Source organism: Methylobacterium sp. WSM2598 (genome assembly GCF_000379105.1).
Taxonomy (GTDB): domain Bacteria; phylum Pseudomonadota; class Alphaproteobacteria; order Rhizobiales; family Beijerinckiaceae; genus Methylobacterium.
The window spans coordinates 6415656-6431518 of sequence record NZ_KB900609.1; the positions used below are offsets into that span (position 1 = coordinate 6415656).

Annotated in this window: 17 protein-coding genes and 2 pseudogenes; 9 read left to right on the top strand and 10 right to left on the bottom strand. The window is 65.5% G+C overall.

Features of this window, described 5'->3' with window-relative positions; genetic code table 11:
• Positions 1–388: 388 nt before the first annotated feature.
• The 8 genes and pseudogenes from MET2598_RS0129865 (at position 389) to MET2598_RS0129895 (ending at position 6856) form a co-directional block, all read left to right on the top strand.
• Entirely contained in the window at positions 389–1540 is a 1152-nt protein-coding gene (locus MET2598_RS0129865; RefSeq protein WP_018263341.1) for a tyrosine-type recombinase/integrase, read from the top strand.
• A 656-nt stretch (positions 1541–2196) separates the two neighbouring features.
• Positions 2197–2973: pseudogene (locus tag MET2598_RS37560) on the top strand (IS5 family transposase).
• Positions 2974–3106: 133 nt separating this feature from the next.
• On the top strand, positions 3107–3322 hold the full coding sequence (locus tag MET2598_RS37565; protein ID WP_018263342.1) for a helix-turn-helix domain-containing protein: 216 nt from the start codon (positions 3107–3109) through the stop codon (positions 3320–3322).
• Positions 3319–3516, top strand: a complete 198-nt coding sequence (locus MET2598_RS41635; RefSeq protein WP_157182281.1) for a hypothetical protein — start codon at positions 3319–3321, stop codon at positions 3514–3516. The genes MET2598_RS37565 and MET2598_RS41635 overlap by 4 nt, the downstream gene beginning before the upstream one ends.
• On the top strand, positions 3513–4100 hold the full coding sequence (locus MET2598_RS0129880) for a hypothetical protein (RefSeq protein ID WP_018263343.1): 588 nt from the start codon (positions 3513–3515) through the stop codon (positions 4098–4100). The genes MET2598_RS41635 and MET2598_RS0129880 overlap by 4 nt, the downstream gene beginning before the upstream one ends.
• Complete coding sequence (locus MET2598_RS41640; RefSeq protein ID WP_018263344.1) at positions 4097–4384, top strand: hypothetical protein; 288 nt, start codon at positions 4097–4099, stop codon at positions 4382–4384. The genes MET2598_RS0129880 and MET2598_RS41640 overlap by 4 nt, the downstream gene beginning before the upstream one ends.
• Positions 4377–6173, top strand: a complete 1797-nt coding sequence (locus MET2598_RS37570) for a DUF927 domain-containing protein (protein WP_157182282.1) — start codon at positions 4377–4379, stop codon at positions 6171–6173. The genes MET2598_RS41640 and MET2598_RS37570 overlap by 8 nt, the downstream gene beginning before the upstream one ends.
• On the top strand, positions 6173–6856 hold the full coding sequence (locus MET2598_RS0129895) for a hypothetical protein (protein ID WP_018263346.1): 684 nt from the start codon (positions 6173–6175) through the stop codon (positions 6854–6856). Before MET2598_RS37570 ends, MET2598_RS0129895 begins: the two co-directional genes overlap by 1 nt.
• 483 nt (positions 6857–7339) lie before the next feature.
• Here MET2598_RS0129895 and MET2598_RS0129900 read toward each other — a convergent pair whose 3' ends face one another.
• From MET2598_RS0129900 to MET2598_RS37575, 5 genes and pseudogenes are all read right to left on the bottom strand, one after another.
• On the bottom strand, positions 7340–7855 hold the full coding sequence (locus MET2598_RS0129900) for a DUF1993 domain-containing protein (protein WP_018263347.1): 516 nt from the start codon (positions 7853–7855) through the stop codon (positions 7340–7342).
• Between the two features lie 11 nt (positions 7856–7866).
• On the bottom strand, positions 7867–8568 hold the full coding sequence (locus tag MET2598_RS0129905; protein ID WP_018263348.1) for an SDR family NAD(P)-dependent oxidoreductase: 702 nt from the start codon (positions 8566–8568) through the stop codon (positions 7867–7869).
• A gap of 214 nt (positions 8569–8782) precedes the next feature.
• Positions 8783–9844: a synaptic vesicle VAT-1 family membrane protein gene (locus MET2598_RS40010; RefSeq protein ID WP_084673951.1), complete on the bottom strand. Its 1062-nt coding sequence runs from the start codon at positions 9842–9844 to the stop codon at positions 8783–8785.
• Between the two features lie 543 nt (positions 9845–10387).
• A pseudogene (locus tag MET2598_RS0129910) lies at positions 10388–10816 on the bottom strand (IS701 family transposase); the annotation flags it as partial.
• A 172-nt stretch (positions 10817–10988) separates the two neighbouring features.
• Positions 10989–11351, bottom strand: coding sequence for a hypothetical protein (locus MET2598_RS37575; RefSeq protein ID WP_018263350.1), 363 nt, complete (start codon positions 11349–11351; stop codon positions 10989–10991).
• A 228-nt stretch (positions 11352–11579) separates the two neighbouring features.
• Between MET2598_RS37575 and MET2598_RS38285 the strand changes: the two genes are divergently transcribed.
• Positions 11580–12116 carry a hypothetical protein gene (locus tag MET2598_RS38285; protein ID WP_018263351.1) on the top strand — a complete coding sequence of 179 codons (537 nt, stop codon included), beginning with the start codon at positions 11580–11582 and terminating at the stop codon, positions 12114–12116.
• On the opposite strand, the gene MET2598_RS0129925 is transcribed toward MET2598_RS38285, so the two are convergent.
• From MET2598_RS0129925 to MET2598_RS42415, 5 genes are all read right to left on the bottom strand, one after another.
• Positions 12113–12997: a tyrosine-type recombinase/integrase gene (locus tag MET2598_RS0129925; protein WP_018263352.1), complete on the bottom strand. Its 885-nt coding sequence runs from the start codon at positions 12995–12997 to the stop codon at positions 12113–12115. The two genes, MET2598_RS38285 and MET2598_RS0129925, sit on opposite strands and share 4 nt — an antisense overlap.
• A complete protein-coding gene (locus tag MET2598_RS0129930; RefSeq protein ID WP_018263353.1) occupies positions 12994–13272 on the bottom strand; it encodes a hypothetical protein in 279 nt (92 codons plus the stop codon). Before MET2598_RS0129930 ends, MET2598_RS0129925 begins: the two co-directional genes overlap by 4 nt.
• Positions 13273–14222: 950 nt before the next feature.
• Positions 14223–14435, bottom strand: coding sequence for a hypothetical protein (locus MET2598_RS0129940; RefSeq protein WP_018263355.1), 213 nt, complete (start codon positions 14433–14435; stop codon positions 14223–14225).
• Complete coding sequence (locus MET2598_RS0129945) at positions 14428–15111, bottom strand: hypothetical protein (protein ID WP_236728841.1); 684 nt, start codon at positions 15109–15111, stop codon at positions 14428–14430. The genes MET2598_RS0129940 and MET2598_RS0129945 overlap by 8 nt, the downstream gene beginning before the upstream one ends.
• Positions 15112–15477: 366 nt before the next feature.
• Positions 15478–15863: hypothetical protein (locus tag MET2598_RS42415; RefSeq protein WP_198293037.1), on the bottom strand; the 386-nt coding region annotated here is incomplete at its 5' end.

Genomic DNA, 15863 nt, shown 5'->3' on the forward strand with positions numbered 1-15863 from the left:
GAGGCCGCCGCCATCGGTGTGGCGGCCTGGCTCGGTCAGCGTCTGGACTCGCCGCGCCGAGAGCCGGTTGATCTCTCGCCCCACCGGACCCTACCATCGTGGTGCTGCGCGGTGCATGTGGGTGCACGGCATGCGCCGCCATGCCGCTGATCCGCAAGGGATTTGGTGTGGTCTATGCCCTGCGGGCAGGACTGTGAATGACTATTGGCGGAGAGGTGTCCTATCAAGACCAGTCCACCACAGTTCGTATCAGATCGCATCTCACGTCAAACAAACTGAAATCCGAGCGGGCGTAGTTCGCACGGGTTCACCTGGATGTGCTACAATCCGCGATCGAAACGTGGGTAGGGACGTAGGACGCGTGGTTGGGCGGAGCAAACTCACCGCGATGGGTGTCGCGAAGCTCAAGTCCCCTGGTATGTACGGGGACGGCAACGGGCTCTGGTTGCAGATAACCCCCGGCGGCAAATCATGGATTTTCCGCTTCACCCTCCACGGGCGAGCCCGCGAGATGGGGCTTGGTTCGAGTGCCATCTACAGCTTGGCGGAGGCTCGGGAGCGGGCCGTCGCGTGTCGCAAGCTCGTGAATGAGGGGATCGATCCGATCGAGGCCCGGCGCGAGAAGAGGCGTGATACGGCGCTCGACAGCGCGAAGTCGATCACTTTCAAGGAGTGTGCCGAGGCGTACATCCGGGCACACGCGGCCGGCTGGCGGAACCCGAAGCACGCTGCGCAGTGGACAGCGACGCTCGCCAACTATGCCTACCCGGTCTTCGGCGAGCTGCCGGTGGCTGCTGTCGATACAGCGCTCGTCATGCGCGTCCTGGAGCCGATCTGGACGACGAAGACGGAGACGGCAAGCCGGGTGCGCGGGCGCATCGAGTCCGTTCTCGATTGGGCTAAGACGCGGAACCACAGGGAGGGCGAGAACCCGGCCCGCTGGCGGGGCCATCTCCAGAATCTACTTCCAAAGCGCTCCAAGGTACAGAAGGTACAGCACTTCCCTGCCCTACCCTACGACGAGATCGGCCCATTTCTATCGCAGGTTCGAGGGCTCGGCGGTGTCGCTCCCCGCGCTCTGGAGTTCGTGATCCTGACCGCCTGCCGGACCGGTGAGGTGATCGGCGCGCGATGGATCGAGATCAACCTCAACGAGCGGATCTGGACCATTCCGGCCGAGCGCATGAAAGCAGGACGGGAGCACCGCGCACCGCTTTCCGATGCCGCTCTCGCCGTGCTTGAGCCGTTGCGGGCCGCTGGCGGCGACTACGTCTTTCCTGGCAGTCGGCGCGGCAAGCCGCTGAGCAACATGGCCATGCTGGAGTTGCTGAAGCGCATCAAGCGCGAGGACCTGACCGTGCACGGCTTCCGCTCCACATTCCGGGACTGGGCGGCCGAGCGCACCAACTTTCCAAGGGAAGTGGCCGAGGCGGTGCTGGCGCACACGCTGGAGAACAAAGTTGAGGCGGCGTACCGGCGCGGCGACCTTTTCGAGAAGCGGCGCGAGCTGATGGATGAATGGGCGGAGTGGTGCAAATAGCATTCATAGGCCCGTCTGATGTGGAACGGAAAGATTGCGATGTCGAATGATCCTCGTGAGCGTATATATTCAATCTTAAGCGAATTATACAATATTGCTTCAAGCTCAGAATCGGCAAGTCACCTTACTGACGACGAAAAAATGAAGATAATGTCATATGGAGATACGATTTGGAGAAAGGGCACGTTTCTTGCTTTGCATCTTCGCGAATATGCAGAGTCCGATGGTGACTCCGAACGCACGCCAAGGCCGCAGGTGAATGATCTTCTTAAATGCCTTAAGAGATAATCTTTGCATCTTTCCACATAGGTAGCACTTGTTTTCTTTACGACAGTACTCGACGTTACATATCTGCAGAGAAAGCTAAATTAGCCAGAGAAGAGAAGAAGAAGAGCAATGCAAAAAAATTTAAGGCGGCCGAGGAAGTAATACTAGATTTAGCTCCGACTGGTGCTTCTATATACGATATCAAGAACGCATATATCGAGTTATGCAAGAAAAGAAAAATAAAAATAGATCGCGATCCCTCTCCGCGAACCATCGAGAGATGGAAGGCAAAAATCATGGGCCCTGCTCAACACAAAAATGACTGAGGGCCCTTTTGGAAACTGAGGTGGCGAGTTTCGGTGGGGCGAAAGGCGCAATTCAAGCTCAGAATGTGGACCGAGCAGAGCCGTGGCCAGATGGCCGAGATCGCCAGGAAGACCAAGCGGTACTCATCTGACCTGTCGAACGAGGAATGGGCGGGGATCGCGCCCCTGATGCCCAGCCCGAGCCGGCGCGGGCGGCCGCGTCGCGTCGACTTGCGCGAGGTCGTGAACGGTTGCGCTACCTCGTGCGCTCGGGCTGCGGGTGGGAGATGCTGCCAACTGAGTTCGGTCCGTGGCAGACGGTCTACGGGTGGTTCCGGGGTCTGATGCGGCGCTTCCTGTTCCAAACCATCCACGACCTCGCCCTGATGTGCGATCGGGAGCGGACAGGCCGCGAGGCGAGCCCTTCCGCGACCGTCGTGGACAGCCAGTCGGTCAAGGCGCCGGCGCCTGGGGCCGTGCGAGGCTACTACGGCGTTAAAAAGGTGATGCGCCGCAAGCGCCCCATCGCCGTCGACACGGCCGGACGGCTCCTGATGGTGAACCTGACCCGGGCGGACATCTCAGACTCGGCCGGCAAGCAAATCATACTGGACGCCATCCGCAAGCACTGGCCGTGGGTGAGGCACCTCTTCGCCGACGGCGCCTACGACCAGCTCCAGCTCATGGACAAGGCCGCCGGCATCCAGGTCCCGCCCCGCCGCCGAGCCGTGGAGCGCAGCTTCGGCTGCATGACACGCTGCGCCGCCTCGTGCGCGATTACGAGCAACGCCTCGACGTCTCCGAGGCCATGTACTCTTCGCCATGGGCGCCATCCCCCTGCGAAGGACCGCCCATCCGTGAGTTTCCAAAAAGACTCTGACAGTCTGACCGACACTCTCACAGAGTGTCGGTTGGATAGCTAGCAAGCTGGCGGATCAGAGGCTTTATTCCGGCCGTTCGCATCAACCCGGGCGAATTGAAGCGGAGTAAGGCAATGCAGATGACGCTCTCTCGGAAGCTGAGGCAGAACCCGAAGATCAGCTACACCACCCCGGAAGCCTGCGCGGCTCTCGGCATCGGCAAAACCAAACTGTTCGAGTTGCTGGCGCGCGGTCAGATCAAGGCTGTGAAGGTCGGTGCTCGCCTGCTCTTCACCGACGAGTCACTGAGGAACTTCGTCAACTCGCTCCCGGAGGCGCGCGCAGCTTGAACACTGAGAAGAGTGAAGCCCGCACGGGTCTGCACACCCGGCAGGCTTCGAAAACCATTCCCGTCAACAACACGGATTATAGCGCAATGAGCGCCGTCCTCAACCAGATTGCCCGGCGCTTCGGCACGTCCGCCGAAGTAGCCGCGGTTATCGCCGACCTCGCTCGTCTCGGTCCCAAGGAGGCGCGGCGATGAGCAGCGCTCTCTACCACCACACCGACACGGCGCGCCTCGCCTGGATCCTGAGGTCCGGACAACTCCGCCCTGGGAGCAACCAGATCCCCGGGCTCCCCCGTCAGGACTTCCTGTGGGCGACCACGGCAGCCGCGGGTGACGCTACCGCCTCGGCATCGCGCGACGCGCTCCGTGCCGGGCGGACCCGGGCCGTCCGCTTCGGCCTGCGCGCCGACGACTTCCTGGCCTGGCCGGAGATCGTCGGGCAGCACCCCGAGTCGACGGTCGAGCACGTCGCGCACCTGGAGCGCTTGGCCGCCGGTCGCAGCTCACCGAGAACCTGGCGCTGCCGGTCCACTCCCCTGCCCAGTTCCGCCTGGCTCGGAGTCGAGACCAAGGCGTACGCGGACAAGAGGTGGATCGCGCTCCCGGCCGATGCGCCCGTCGACACCATCGACGCCTCGACACTCGGGATGTGGATCGAGGGCCGGTACTTCAACTCCAGGGCAGAGCCCGGCCTGTTCGGCATCACCCGCTACGACGTCGCGGTCGGTGTCAGGCATCGGAACTCCGGCTTCACGGCCTGCATCCGGGGGGCCGCATGACCGAGCCCGTCCACTCCAGCAGCGGCATCTCACACGGCTCGACCGAGATGCTGCGCGCCTGCATCGGCGAGACGGTGGCGGGCGCCGCCATCCACGCCGATCTGGCGACCACCTACGCCGAGATCTGCGACGATGTCGGCCTCGGATACGCGATCCGCTGCCTCGTGGCCGACGTGCGCGCCGCCGTCAGCCTCCTGGCCGACCTCAGGGAACACAAGGCTCGCGTCGCCACACGGGAAACCGAGCGGCGTGGCCCCCGGACGGCGGAGGGCGCGAATGTCTGAAGCACTGTTCGCTACCGAGATGCAGCGCCTCGACGAAGCCGGCGTTGAGGAGCCGTCCGAGGTCCGGGCCAATCAGGAGCGGCACGGCGGCATCAGGTGGCCGAAGGGTTTTCGGATGCGGGCCGATGGCCTGTGGTACGAGCCCGAGGGCGACGAGGAAGCGATGCGCGTCTCCGGACCGTTCCGTGTGCCGGGACTGGCCCGCGACCCCGCCGGCTCGGGCTGGGCCGTCACGATCGAGTGGAAGGACAGGGATGACCGCCCGCACCGCGGGTTCGTGTCCTACGCCGACCTCGTCGGTGATGGTGTCGACTGGCTGCGCCCGCTGGCCGCCGCCGGTCTGCCCGTCACGATCGGCACCAAGGCTCTGCGCCTCCTAAAGCGTGCGCTCTACGAGCTGGAGTGCACCGCACGCGTTCGGCTCATCCGCCGGTCGGGCTGGTACAGGGGAGCCTTCGTGCTCCCCGAGAGAACGATCGGCTCCGCGCCCGGCGAGGAGGCGGTCTTCGAGGGACGGCTCGACGCTGCCCGGTACGCCTCCGCGGGCACCCTGGAGCAGTGGGTGGACGCCGTCGCGGCGCCGGCCGCCGGCAACTCCCGCCTGCTCCTGGCGCTGGCGGTCGCCTTCGCCGGTCCGGTCGCCGACTTGCTGGAGGACGAGGGTGGCGGGGTCAACCTCAAGGGTGCGTCCTCGGTCGGCAAGTCAACGCTCCTCGTCGCCGCCGGCAGCGTGTGGGGCGGGGGCGCCCGCGCGGGCTTCACGCAGACCTGGCGGGCCACCGGCAACGGCCTGGAGGGCGTGGCGAAGGCGCACTCCGGCACGGTGCTGATCCTCGACGAGCTTGGCGAGCTGGAAGCCCGCGAGGCGGGCTCGACGGCCTACCTCCTGGTCAACGGCCTGGGCAAGGCGCGGGCGACTCGCGATGCGGAGCTACGGGCGCGGCACGAGTGGCGGGTCATGCTACTCTCCGCCGGAGAGGTCGGGTTGGCCGACAAGATCACGGAGGGCGGCAAGCGCGCCCGGGCCGGACAGCTCGTGCGCCTCGTCGATGTCACCGCCGACGCGGGTCGCGGCCTCGGCATCTTTGATGACACGAAGGGCATGGAGCCGGCCCCGTTCTCCAACATGATCAAGTCGGCGGCGCTCAAGGTGTACGGCACGGCCGGCGTGGGCTTCGTGTCGGGGCTCGCCAACGACCCCGACCGGTACGCCGCCGCGGCGCGGCGGCGCATCGCCGAGGTGAGCAGGAACCTGCTGGTCGGGCTGCCGGAGGCTGACGGTCAGGCCACCCGCGCCGCGCACCGGTTCGCCCTGATCGCGGTCGCGGGGGAGATGGCGCGCGCCGTCCTCAATCTCCCCTGGGCCGAGGGCGAGGTCGACGGCGCGATCAAGACCTGCTTCGATGCCTGGCGGGCAACCCGGGGCGGTGACGGTCCCGGCGAGCTGGTCGCGGCGCTGGAGGCGATCCGCAGCGCGATCGAGCGGCACGGCGAAGCGCGCTTCCGCAACCTCGACCAGCATGACGGCGGGGCCGCCCCGATTCGCGAGCTGCTGGGATACCGGCAGTCGCGTGATGGGGACGTGATTTACGCCTTCACGGCGACGGGCTGGGCCGAGACGCTGGCGGGCACCGCCGATCCCAAGAGCATCGTGAAGATGCTGTTCGAGCGCGGCGTCCTATTCGCCGGCAGGGACCGGACGCACCGCCACTTCGTGAAGTTCCACGGCCAGCCGATCGGCACCTACGCGGTCCGGGCGAGCGCCGTGCTGGACACGGAGGCGGCCTGATGTCGGCCAACATCGCGGCGCTGGACGCGCTGATTTCGAGCTGGCTCAGCCCGAAATCGTGCGTGACGCGCGTGACCTGCGTGACCACGAACGGAAACAACGACTTAGCCGGTCACGCGGGCGGTGCCGACTGCGTGACCCGCGTGACCGAGCGGGAGAAGCCGTCACGCGGTCCCGCGCTCCTCGTGACCGACGCGCAGAACTGCGTGACCGGCAAAGATGACCCCAATCAGGAGCTTACTCGCGCGGGTCACGCAGTCACGCGGTCACGCACAAGTTGCGAGGGAGCTATGGAGGGTGCGGACCGCATCCGTTCCGGCCCGCAGCTCGGCGTTGAGGACTGGCTCGCCGCCTACGATGAGCGGGCCGGAATCTTGGAGTTTGAGGGCGGCCTCGACCGTGGCGAAGCCGAGCGGCTGGCACTGGAACAGGTCACCATGGTGCCTGGCTCGTGCCCCTGCGCTGAGACCGTGGTGCCGCCGGCCGGCAGCATCATCGAGGACCCCATGATGGCGATCGACGACGCCTTCGCTGCCTGCGACACCTCCGCCTCGGCTCTCTTCGCGCAGATGATCGACGATATCGGCATGAAAGAGATCATGCGCTTGGGCGAGAAGGCGGAGTGCCCCGTGGGCTGCTGCTATGGAGGGGATGTCACCCACCGAACAGGCGCTGTTCGCTAAGGTACACGGGTTCGGTGTTCAGTAGAGTCGCCAACTTGGCAAGTTGAAAAAGGATAGCCATACCGTGCGGCCCACGCGTGCGATGCTCGGGCCCTTGGCGGACGCGGTCAGGCCGTTTTCGGGCTGAGGACCCGGTGCACGGACATGCGGCTGAACTACTGATGTCCACCAGCAGGCCGACGCCGTCGATAGATCTGAGCGACTGGTGGAACAACGATCGAACGGATTAAAGTGACCCCTTGCCGACATTGAGCTGGTGCACCTCGTAGGTCTGCTTAGAGGTGAACAGCAGACGCTAGTGAGGCAGTCGCGCCACGATCAGGATCGCCCTCACACTGCTACCGCGTTGAGGGCCGCTAAACATCGGATCCGGCAATAGCGGGTTGGTGAAGGAGCTTGTGAACGGCCCTACCCTCGAATCGGCCGCTATCGCGCGCCGGTCGTCTTGCGCACGGGATTGGTGGACGACGATGCCGGCGGTGCTCATGCGTCGGCTCCCTCGTACCGCCCGAGGTAGTCGCACTTGCCGACCGGCACGCCTTCATGCTGCAAAATGTCGTAGGCCGTCGTGACGTCGAAGAAGGTCGGCAGCGCGAACTGGAACAGGTAGCGGTCGCCCCGCAGCGTCGATGCGTTCGCCCAGCCCCCGAAGGTCACGATCCGAGTCTCGCTGCCGGCGAAGGTTTCGGGTGCAACCGTGCCCAGATAAGCGATCGTCTTCGCACAGCGCTCCCGGAGTTGGTCGAACGTGGTCTCGTCGTCGGCGAAGGACGGCGCCTGCGTGCCGGTGAGCCGGGCCGCCCCGAACTTGGCGGTGTCGGAGGCCCGCTGCACCTGTCCGGCCAGCGTCAGCATGTCAGGGGCTAACCGCGCCTCGACGGAGGTCGAGAGCGCGGCGCCGCTCCCGGCCGCGTGCGCCTCGGCCTTGTCGAGCAGGGTCGAGACGGTCAGCCCGCGCGTGAAGACCGGCACGGAGGCGTCGTACAGGGAGAGGGACATGCGGGCTTCTGTCAGAAGGTTTCGACCCAGGGTCTGAGGTCGAGTTCGAAGGTCCAGGCGTCGCCGGGCTGGCGCAGCAGGTCGAGGTAGGCCTGCGCCACGCCGTCGGGCGACAGGGTGGAATCCGGTCGCTCGGCCGGGTCCGGACGGGCGGCGCTGCGCACGCCGCCGTCCACCACGACGTGCGCGACGTGGATGCCCTTCGGCCCGAGTTCCCGGGCCGCGCTCTGGGCGAGGCCGCGCAGAGCGAACTTGCCCATCGCGAAGGCGGCCGAGCCGGCGTAGCCCTTCAGCCCCGCGGTCGCGCCGGTCAGCAGGATCGCGCCCCGGCTCCCCGGAAGCATGCGGCGGGCGGCCTGTTGCACGGTCAGGAACGCCCCGAAGGCCGTGACCTCGACGGCCTTGCGGACGCCCTCCGGGTCGACATCGGCCAGCGATCCACGCAGGCGCCCACTCGCGTTGTAGATCACGACCTCCGGCGCTCCGAGTTGTGCATCGACCGTCTCGAACAGGCGACGGATCGCGTCCGGGTCGGCGGCGTCGGCCGCGACCGTCAGGGCGCCTGTCTCCGCCGCGAGGGCGGCGAGCTTGTCCGTGCTGCGGGCCGCGAGCGCGACCCTCAGCCCGGCGCCCGCGAGCTTCCGGGCGAGCGAGGCGCTGATGCCCGCTCCGGCCCCGACGATCAGGGCGCTGGCGTAGGGGATGTCCGGCATCGCTGTGATCCTCCGATTGTCTTCGCCACCGCGGCCGTAAGCTGGCTCGCGCCGCCTCCAGCAAGTCTCCGGCGAGCCGCTCGTCGTCCACGGCCCGGGCTAGGACGAGAGCCCCGACCAGGGTCGACACGGAGGCGAGCGCCCGCCGGCGGTATCACGGGAGTGCCGACAGGCCAGCCTCTATGTTTGACCATGCAGAAACATCGACATTTATTCATAGCAATGGTGCCGTTCTTAATACCAGTTTTCCTGTAGTCTTGCTCGACTCTAGAGCTAAATGCGCCCGGGCTACGTCCTCAAAGGCGAAAGACTGTGTTTTTAAAGATTGAATTTTGCCTTCTTCCAACCACCCAACAAGGTCGTTCACGGCCGGGCGAAGTAGATCAGTACGGCTGAACAGAAAAGATAGATTGAAAGCCACCACGCTTTTGTTATCTGCAGTCATATGGAACGGATTGAAGCGCGGCATCATTAACATGCCAGCCGCAGCCTTGAAGTATTTGATGCGCCCGCCCTGTTTGGGCAATAGCGCGTGAAACCCATAGACCATCAACTTCCCAGTTGGCCTCAGATGCGCGTAGCTCTGTGCGAGCGTCTCGGGGCCGTTCGCATCAAAAATCATGTCGTAGCCCTGCGGACACAGGCGCTCAGCCTCGTCCCAGAGCGGCTGACTGGACTTATCGATTACGGCGTCTCCGCCAAGCTGGTACACGTATCCGACTTTATGCGTCGCTCCGACCACACCTGTCACGTGGAGGTCGTGCAACTTGCATAGCTGCACCAATGCTGAGCCTACGCCGCCGCCTGCCGAGTGTGCGAGAACCCTCATGCCGGGCCGAATGACCACATTTTGCAACAGGCCATGATATGCCGTGAGGTGCACGGCCAGAAAGCCCGCGGCTGCTTCGAAGCCCAGAGCGTCAGGTTTGCGCCAAACAAGATCTGCGCTCGCGCAAACATGCGTAGAATATCCACCAAATAACGTAACACCAAATACCGGATCTCCAATCTTCAGGTGCTCAACATTGCGGCCGGTTGCTTCCACGTAGCCTGAGTACTCGAAGCCCGGCGTGATCGGCCAGCCAACGAGTTGGCGGGCGGACTCATAAATCCCCCAGCGGACACATATGTCCGCATAATTCACTCCCACTGCGTGGGTCCGGACTAAGACCTGTCCATCGCCAGGATCAGGCACAGGATGAGTTTCGATCCCAAGCCGCTCGTAGCCTCCAGCTTTGTGGATTACTACTTTGCGCATGTGCTCTGAAGATGGCATTATTCTTCTACGAAAGAGCTCATTATACGTTGCGTCTGCGATGAGTGTCTTTCAGGGTTCGCAGTGTTGTTGGCGGCGGCGGCTGGCTGGTTCTGAACCGTCTCGGACTGCCTTAGGAGGAACGGGGCTGCAGCCATCGTCCGAACGTCCTCCTTGGTAGCGCAGCCATCTCAACTCACCGTCCACCTCACACCGGCATCCGGGCCTGATCGACTGCCCGCCTCTGAGGGCCTGACTCCTACGATCTATATTCATCGAGCTGGGCGCGGCCGACCGGTGTGATTCGGACGCGCGCCGGCTTCTCACATACTCGCGCCACCGCCCCGCCTGTGACCAGGGCGTTCAGCGCGTCCGCCAGAGCACGGAACGGCAATCGAGAACGCGCAGCAGCCTCCAAATCCTTGAACGGAACGCCGGCGTCGCCGTGCTGGGAATCAAGGGCTTCGAGGATCTCGAGAACCGTGACGCTCTGCAGCGAGTCTGGTCGTGGTGCCCGTGGCCGCATCGCCATTTCTTTCAACAGGTCGGGGTGTTCGGCCCCGGGACCGGAACCTCGCCCCGGGCCAGCGTCAGCGACACCAGCGCTTGGCAGTTCGCCTTCTTGCCGAGCTGACCGGAGTACTGACGCTGCACGCCGACGGAGTGGCGCCCCTGCTTGGCCAGCGCGGTGTCGTCGACCACCAGCACGGCCTGTGGGCCACCCACGAGCCGGTCGGCCTGCTCGGCCAGCACGCGCTCGAGCCGTGCATGCGACCAGGGCGAGGCGGATACGAAGTGATGCAGTTGCTGCAGGTTGCCGGGCGCAACGCGCGCTGCCATCGGTTCCACGCTCTTGCGCTCGCCGGGCAGGAGCAGACCTCGCAGGTAGAGCGGCGCCCAGCGTCGCTGTTCGGCGCGGGGCAAGGCGGCCAGAAAGGGAGCCAGCCATGCCTCCAAGTGGTCCAGCCACGCCTTCGACCCAAACTCATCCATCGCGGTTCTCCCGCCCGCCTCAGCAGACAAGAGATGGGAGGCCTCAATCTGGCAGAGTAGTGCTAGAGCGTGCCCGGGCGTCGCCTGGACGAGGTGGACGGGCGCGCCGAGCTCTCACAGTGTGAGAGGACGAAGGGGATGGTATTAAACAATCACCCCTTCGCGATGTTGATTACGCCGCCTGAGCCTCGGGCGAGTTGACGCGGTTCACCATCCACCTCAGGGTTCGTGCGGCACGGGCGTAGCTGCCACAGGACCCGGCCGGATCGCGGCCCCGGTAGGAATACGGTACCAGCGCCTCCAGTTGGCGCCGCTCCAGACCCGGCATGGTATCCGAGCAGTTCCAGAGCAGGCCGCAGACCTCGCGAATGGTCATCTGGCGCTCGCGCACCTCAACGGTGGGCTCAGGCTCATCGTCCTCCCACGCCTCGAAAGCCTCGATGGCCTCAAGGAAAGCATCGCGGATGTCGCCCGGCGCGTGGCCGCCGCGAGCGGGTGTGTAGGACGAGTGTTTCAGAACGGATTGGGTTCGCATGTCGACAACCTCTCAACAGGAGACGCACGAAGATCGTGGACTGCCGAGAGCGTTGCCGCGCCGCGAACAGGGGAACCCGGGGCTTCTTTCGGCAGAGAACCGGGGCCTGCCGACCTCAGTGCCGATATGGCGGCACGTCATAGGTCGCAAAGGCGAATGTACCGTAGCAGCCTGTCCTGGCAAGCCAGCAGCGGCACTACCGCCCCTCCCTGTGGTCCTCGATCGAGGATGACGCTCGTGGCAGGCGACTGCGATCAGTATCAGGTGGGCGCGGATCGAAACTCGCCCGACGAACGGGTCGCGATCCGTTCCAAGGCAAAGAGCGTTTTCGCGGAATGGATGGTCGCTCAAATCCTCGGGCTTCAGCCGGAGCCGCGCGGATCCTGGGACGATTGGGACATCCTCTTGCCGGACGGTCGCACCGTTGAGGTGAAGGCGAGCGCTTACCTCCAGGTGTGGCACACGGCTGACGCACCACCCTCCATCATCCAGTTCAGCGGTCTGAAGGGGCACCGCTGGATTGATGAGACCCAGCGGCGGACTTCGCCAGAGCGCACCTACAACGCCGACCTGTACGTGTTCTGCGTCCAGACGGAGAGAGACCCGGCGCGGTGGGACGCGTTCGATCTCACGCAGTGGAACTTTTACGTCGTATTTCGCGCCCGTCTTGAAGTGTACGGAGCCGCCAGTCTGCGCCTGTCCACAGTTCAGAGCTTCACCCGTAAGCTGACTGCCGAGGAGCTTCCTGGAGCCCTGGAAGTCTAGACGCTGAGATACCGAGCCGAGCTGTCTGATGGACGGGCGTGCAGGTAGCGCCCGGTAGTGGCCACCGAGGCATGGCCGAGGGTGGCCTGGACGAGGTGGACGGGGGCGCCGCGATCGAGCGCGTGACTGGCGTGGGCGTGCCGGAGCCAGTGCGCGGACACTTCGGCCGAGAGGCCGGCGCGGACAGCGGCCGCCTTGACCACCCGGTGCACCGCGCTGGCGTCGAGCGGGCCGCCGCCCTTGCGCGAGCGGAACACTGGGTCGTCCGGGCCGGCCGCGCCACGTAGATCGGCGAGCAGGCGCCACGTGCCGGTCGAGAGCAGCACGACGCGGGTCTTGCCGCCCTTGCCGTAGACCGTGACCTGCCCGGCCTCGTCGCGCGGGGCGAGATCGCGCCCGCGCAGGCCGGCGATCTCGGAGATGCGCAGGCCGCCGCCGTAGAGCAGGGTGAGGAGCGCGCGGTTGCGGGGCGCGGGTTCGAGGGCGAGCATTCGGTGCACGGCCGCCTCGTCGAGGATGCGCTCGGCGAGCGTGGTCTTGACCGGCGGGGCCTTGAGGACGGCGCCGACGTTGAAGGGCAGGTAGCCGAGCTCGTGCGCGAAGGTGAGCAGGCTCTTGAGCACCGAGGCCGCGAGCGCGACCGTCGCCGAGGAGCCCGGCAGGCCCGCGAGGTAGTCCTGCAGGTCGCCGACGCGCACGGACCCGAGGGGCTTGCCGACCTGGGCGCGGAAGCGGGCCGCCTGGCGCGCGTAGGTCCGGCGGGTGTTCGGGCTGGCGGAGCGGGCGAGCCAGAGGCGGATCAGGTGGGCGTCGCTGTCGGCCTGCGGGGTGGGCCCGTCCGCGACGGGAGCGGAGGGCCGCGGGACGAGGGCAGTGCTCACGGCTCATCCTTCTCGATGAACCCGAAGGACCCCCGCCCCGGGTCGCCCGGCTCCGCCACCATGCGCAGCGCGAGCTGGGCCGCCGGCATGACCAGCAGGACGTCCTGCCCCTCCTCGTCGACGCCGGACAGGAGCACGTGCTCGCCCTCCTGCGAGATCCGCTCCACGCGCAGGGTCGGGTCGCTCAGCGGCGACGCCCTGACCCGCTCCCCGTCATCGGCCGCGTCCGCCGCGAAGCGCTTGAAGGCTTTGAGAACCGGGGCGAGGTCGGTCATGCGCGGCTCCGGGGCGAACGCAAGATAATGAACCTTGTCTGGCGTTCGGAACGGCGGGTCAAGCCGCACCGCGAGGCCGGGCACGGCGCCCCGGCGAACCGGCATGCGCGGCCAAGAACGTACCTTCGCCAGGAGAACGCGGCCGAGGACGCGACGCGGGCATCGTGTTCGTCGCCGACGAAGCGGGCGTCACCGGACCGTGGCGAGCTGAGGCGCCGTCTGCTGCGCCGGCGGGCCGACCCGGGCCCTTGGGCGCTGGTGATGCCACACCTGCCCGGCCAGGAGGGTGACAGCGAGCGATACGGCGACGATGTCGAAGAGAGCGCGCACCGCCGTCCTCCCATCTCTGCCTGCGTAGTCTGCCGCAGATTGGGAGGGGCGTCATTGCGCGGTGCGCTGAGGCCGTGGTGCACCGCCTGTATCGGAGTGCGGCGGCCGGGCGCGGTCGGCCCGCTCGAGGTCCGCGCGAGACCTTCGGAACACTGTCCGGAGGCCCCATAACGCGCACCAGAATGACGCTTATGCGAACGGCCGGCTTCTTCGACATGACGGCGCTCAACCTGCGCAATGTGCAGACGGCCCTGACCTTAGGAACGTGCAGCGGGCAATCCATTAACTTACGTCGAAATATGGACTTGCTTGGCTGTAATCGCACCGTTCAAATTGTCTGAAACCACACAATCCAGCACAGCGCAGCATGATGATAGTTTCGTTGCCGGGAACATCGTGCTTTGGTGTGAGCGTCTTGAGCTGTACTTCAGCCCGCCCGGCCCTGCTGCGGCGGGCTTTTCTCTCCGCTTCCAACGAGTTGCGCGCCGGTCGCGTCCAAGTAGTCTCGCCCGTCTGCCAGGTCTGGACGATAACTTGGCACGGCCCACTCGGCAGTGACCGCAACAACACCGAGAGCCGGCGGTCATCGACATGGTGAGAGGCGCGGCCGGTACCCTCTTTCACGGGACGGGCGGCTCTCCATCATCCCGCGGAGAGAGACGACGTTCCGTCTCGCGGTTCGCTTCTTCCAGTGTCGCGATACGCCAGCTTTGGTGCTCTACGATGTCCGCCATCTGGCGCAAAGCTGTCGCGAGCATGCGCGTCACCTCGTCTGACTGACTCGAAACCAGGACGCGATCGACAGTCTCTTTGATCCGAGAGAACTCAGACATCGTCGCTGTTCCTGACGAAGGCCCGCTGAAAGCGCGCCAGGGCGGCCTTTAGCCCTCCCTTGGGCTCCTCCGGGGCGGGCAACACCATCGCTGGGATGCGCACCGAGGGTGCCGCCGCCCGCTTCACCGAGAGCCGAACGACGTCTCCGACCCGTTCCGGCGTATTAGGAGAACTCTGCATATCTGAGGGGTGCAGCGGCTTGCACCCTATTCCTCTCCGCCGCCGGGAATGGCTCAACCACTGATGCCACTCGCGACTTGTCACGTCGATCACGTTGGTCATCGACTTGGCGCCCTTCCTCGGCCGCTCTGTGATGGTGAGCAGGCCGTCCCTCTCCGCGAGTCTCAACGCAGACTGGGCCGTTCGGATGCAGACACCTGCTCTAGCGGCAATCTCGGCTACCGACATCTCGGACCGCAGCGCGTCCCCCATGACGCCAAGGACGGCGAGCTGGTGGGGCGTGTAGCGGGCGGCGAGCGTGGGCGGCAGCGGGCCGCTATAGGCGATCCTGCGGTGGTGGGAGGCGGCACGTCTCCCGAGGTTTGGCCTCACCCGCTTGGCCCAGAAGCGCCGGCTCTGCACCGGCACGTTCGCGCGGATCTCCCGGTCCAATCTCTCGTACTCGGCGTCGCTCAGCCGGGCGGCAGCGTACTGCCCGGCCAGTTCCCTCGGCATCCGGTCGCGTGTCATTGGCAGTTAACAATCCGAGGCACTTAAGGCCGTTGATTGGACCGTGTGCAAGCTGATTACTAGCTAGAGATGTGTGTGACCTGAGCATGAATTAGGCCGCCTCTCCGAGTTGCCAAATCACCTGATGCCCGGTATGGCCAGTCTCAACAAGCATAGGGAGGCGGCGATGATCGCAGAAACGGTAGCAAGTATCGGCCTTCTCAGCACGGCAAGCGTAAGCCTTGCTATAATCATGCTTCTGCTGCACTAAGCACAGCCGCGGCGTATCTGTGTTTTAACCAAAGTTTAAGGCGCCTGATTGGCGCGCTTACCGTCGCGTTCGTCTTCCCCGACGGCGATGGCATGCGCCCGCTACGGGTAGAGCGGGCGCCGCTGCAGGAGGGCCCGCAGCAAGACCGTGCGAACGATCCTTCGCCTCTCCTCTCGATCGATCTGCGGGTCTGCCAATAAGCGGCAGGCATTGTCATCGGCTGCAACGGTGACCGCCAGATCCAGGCTGAAGAGGCCGATCTGGTGCGTGCGCGTGGTCGGGTCGGCGAGGTAGACGTCCGCCGCTTCGGTCACAGCATCCATGTCGACCGGCAGCGTAACGCGCTTCTCGCCCGGGTGCTGGCGGTTGGCATAGCTTGGCGTGCGGATTCCGATTGAAGTCGGCCACCGGTTCCGAGGCGAAGCCGGCCAGCGTTCCGATTTGATGTCGGCCAGCGTTCCGAGATGAAGCCGGCCACTCGGTAGCC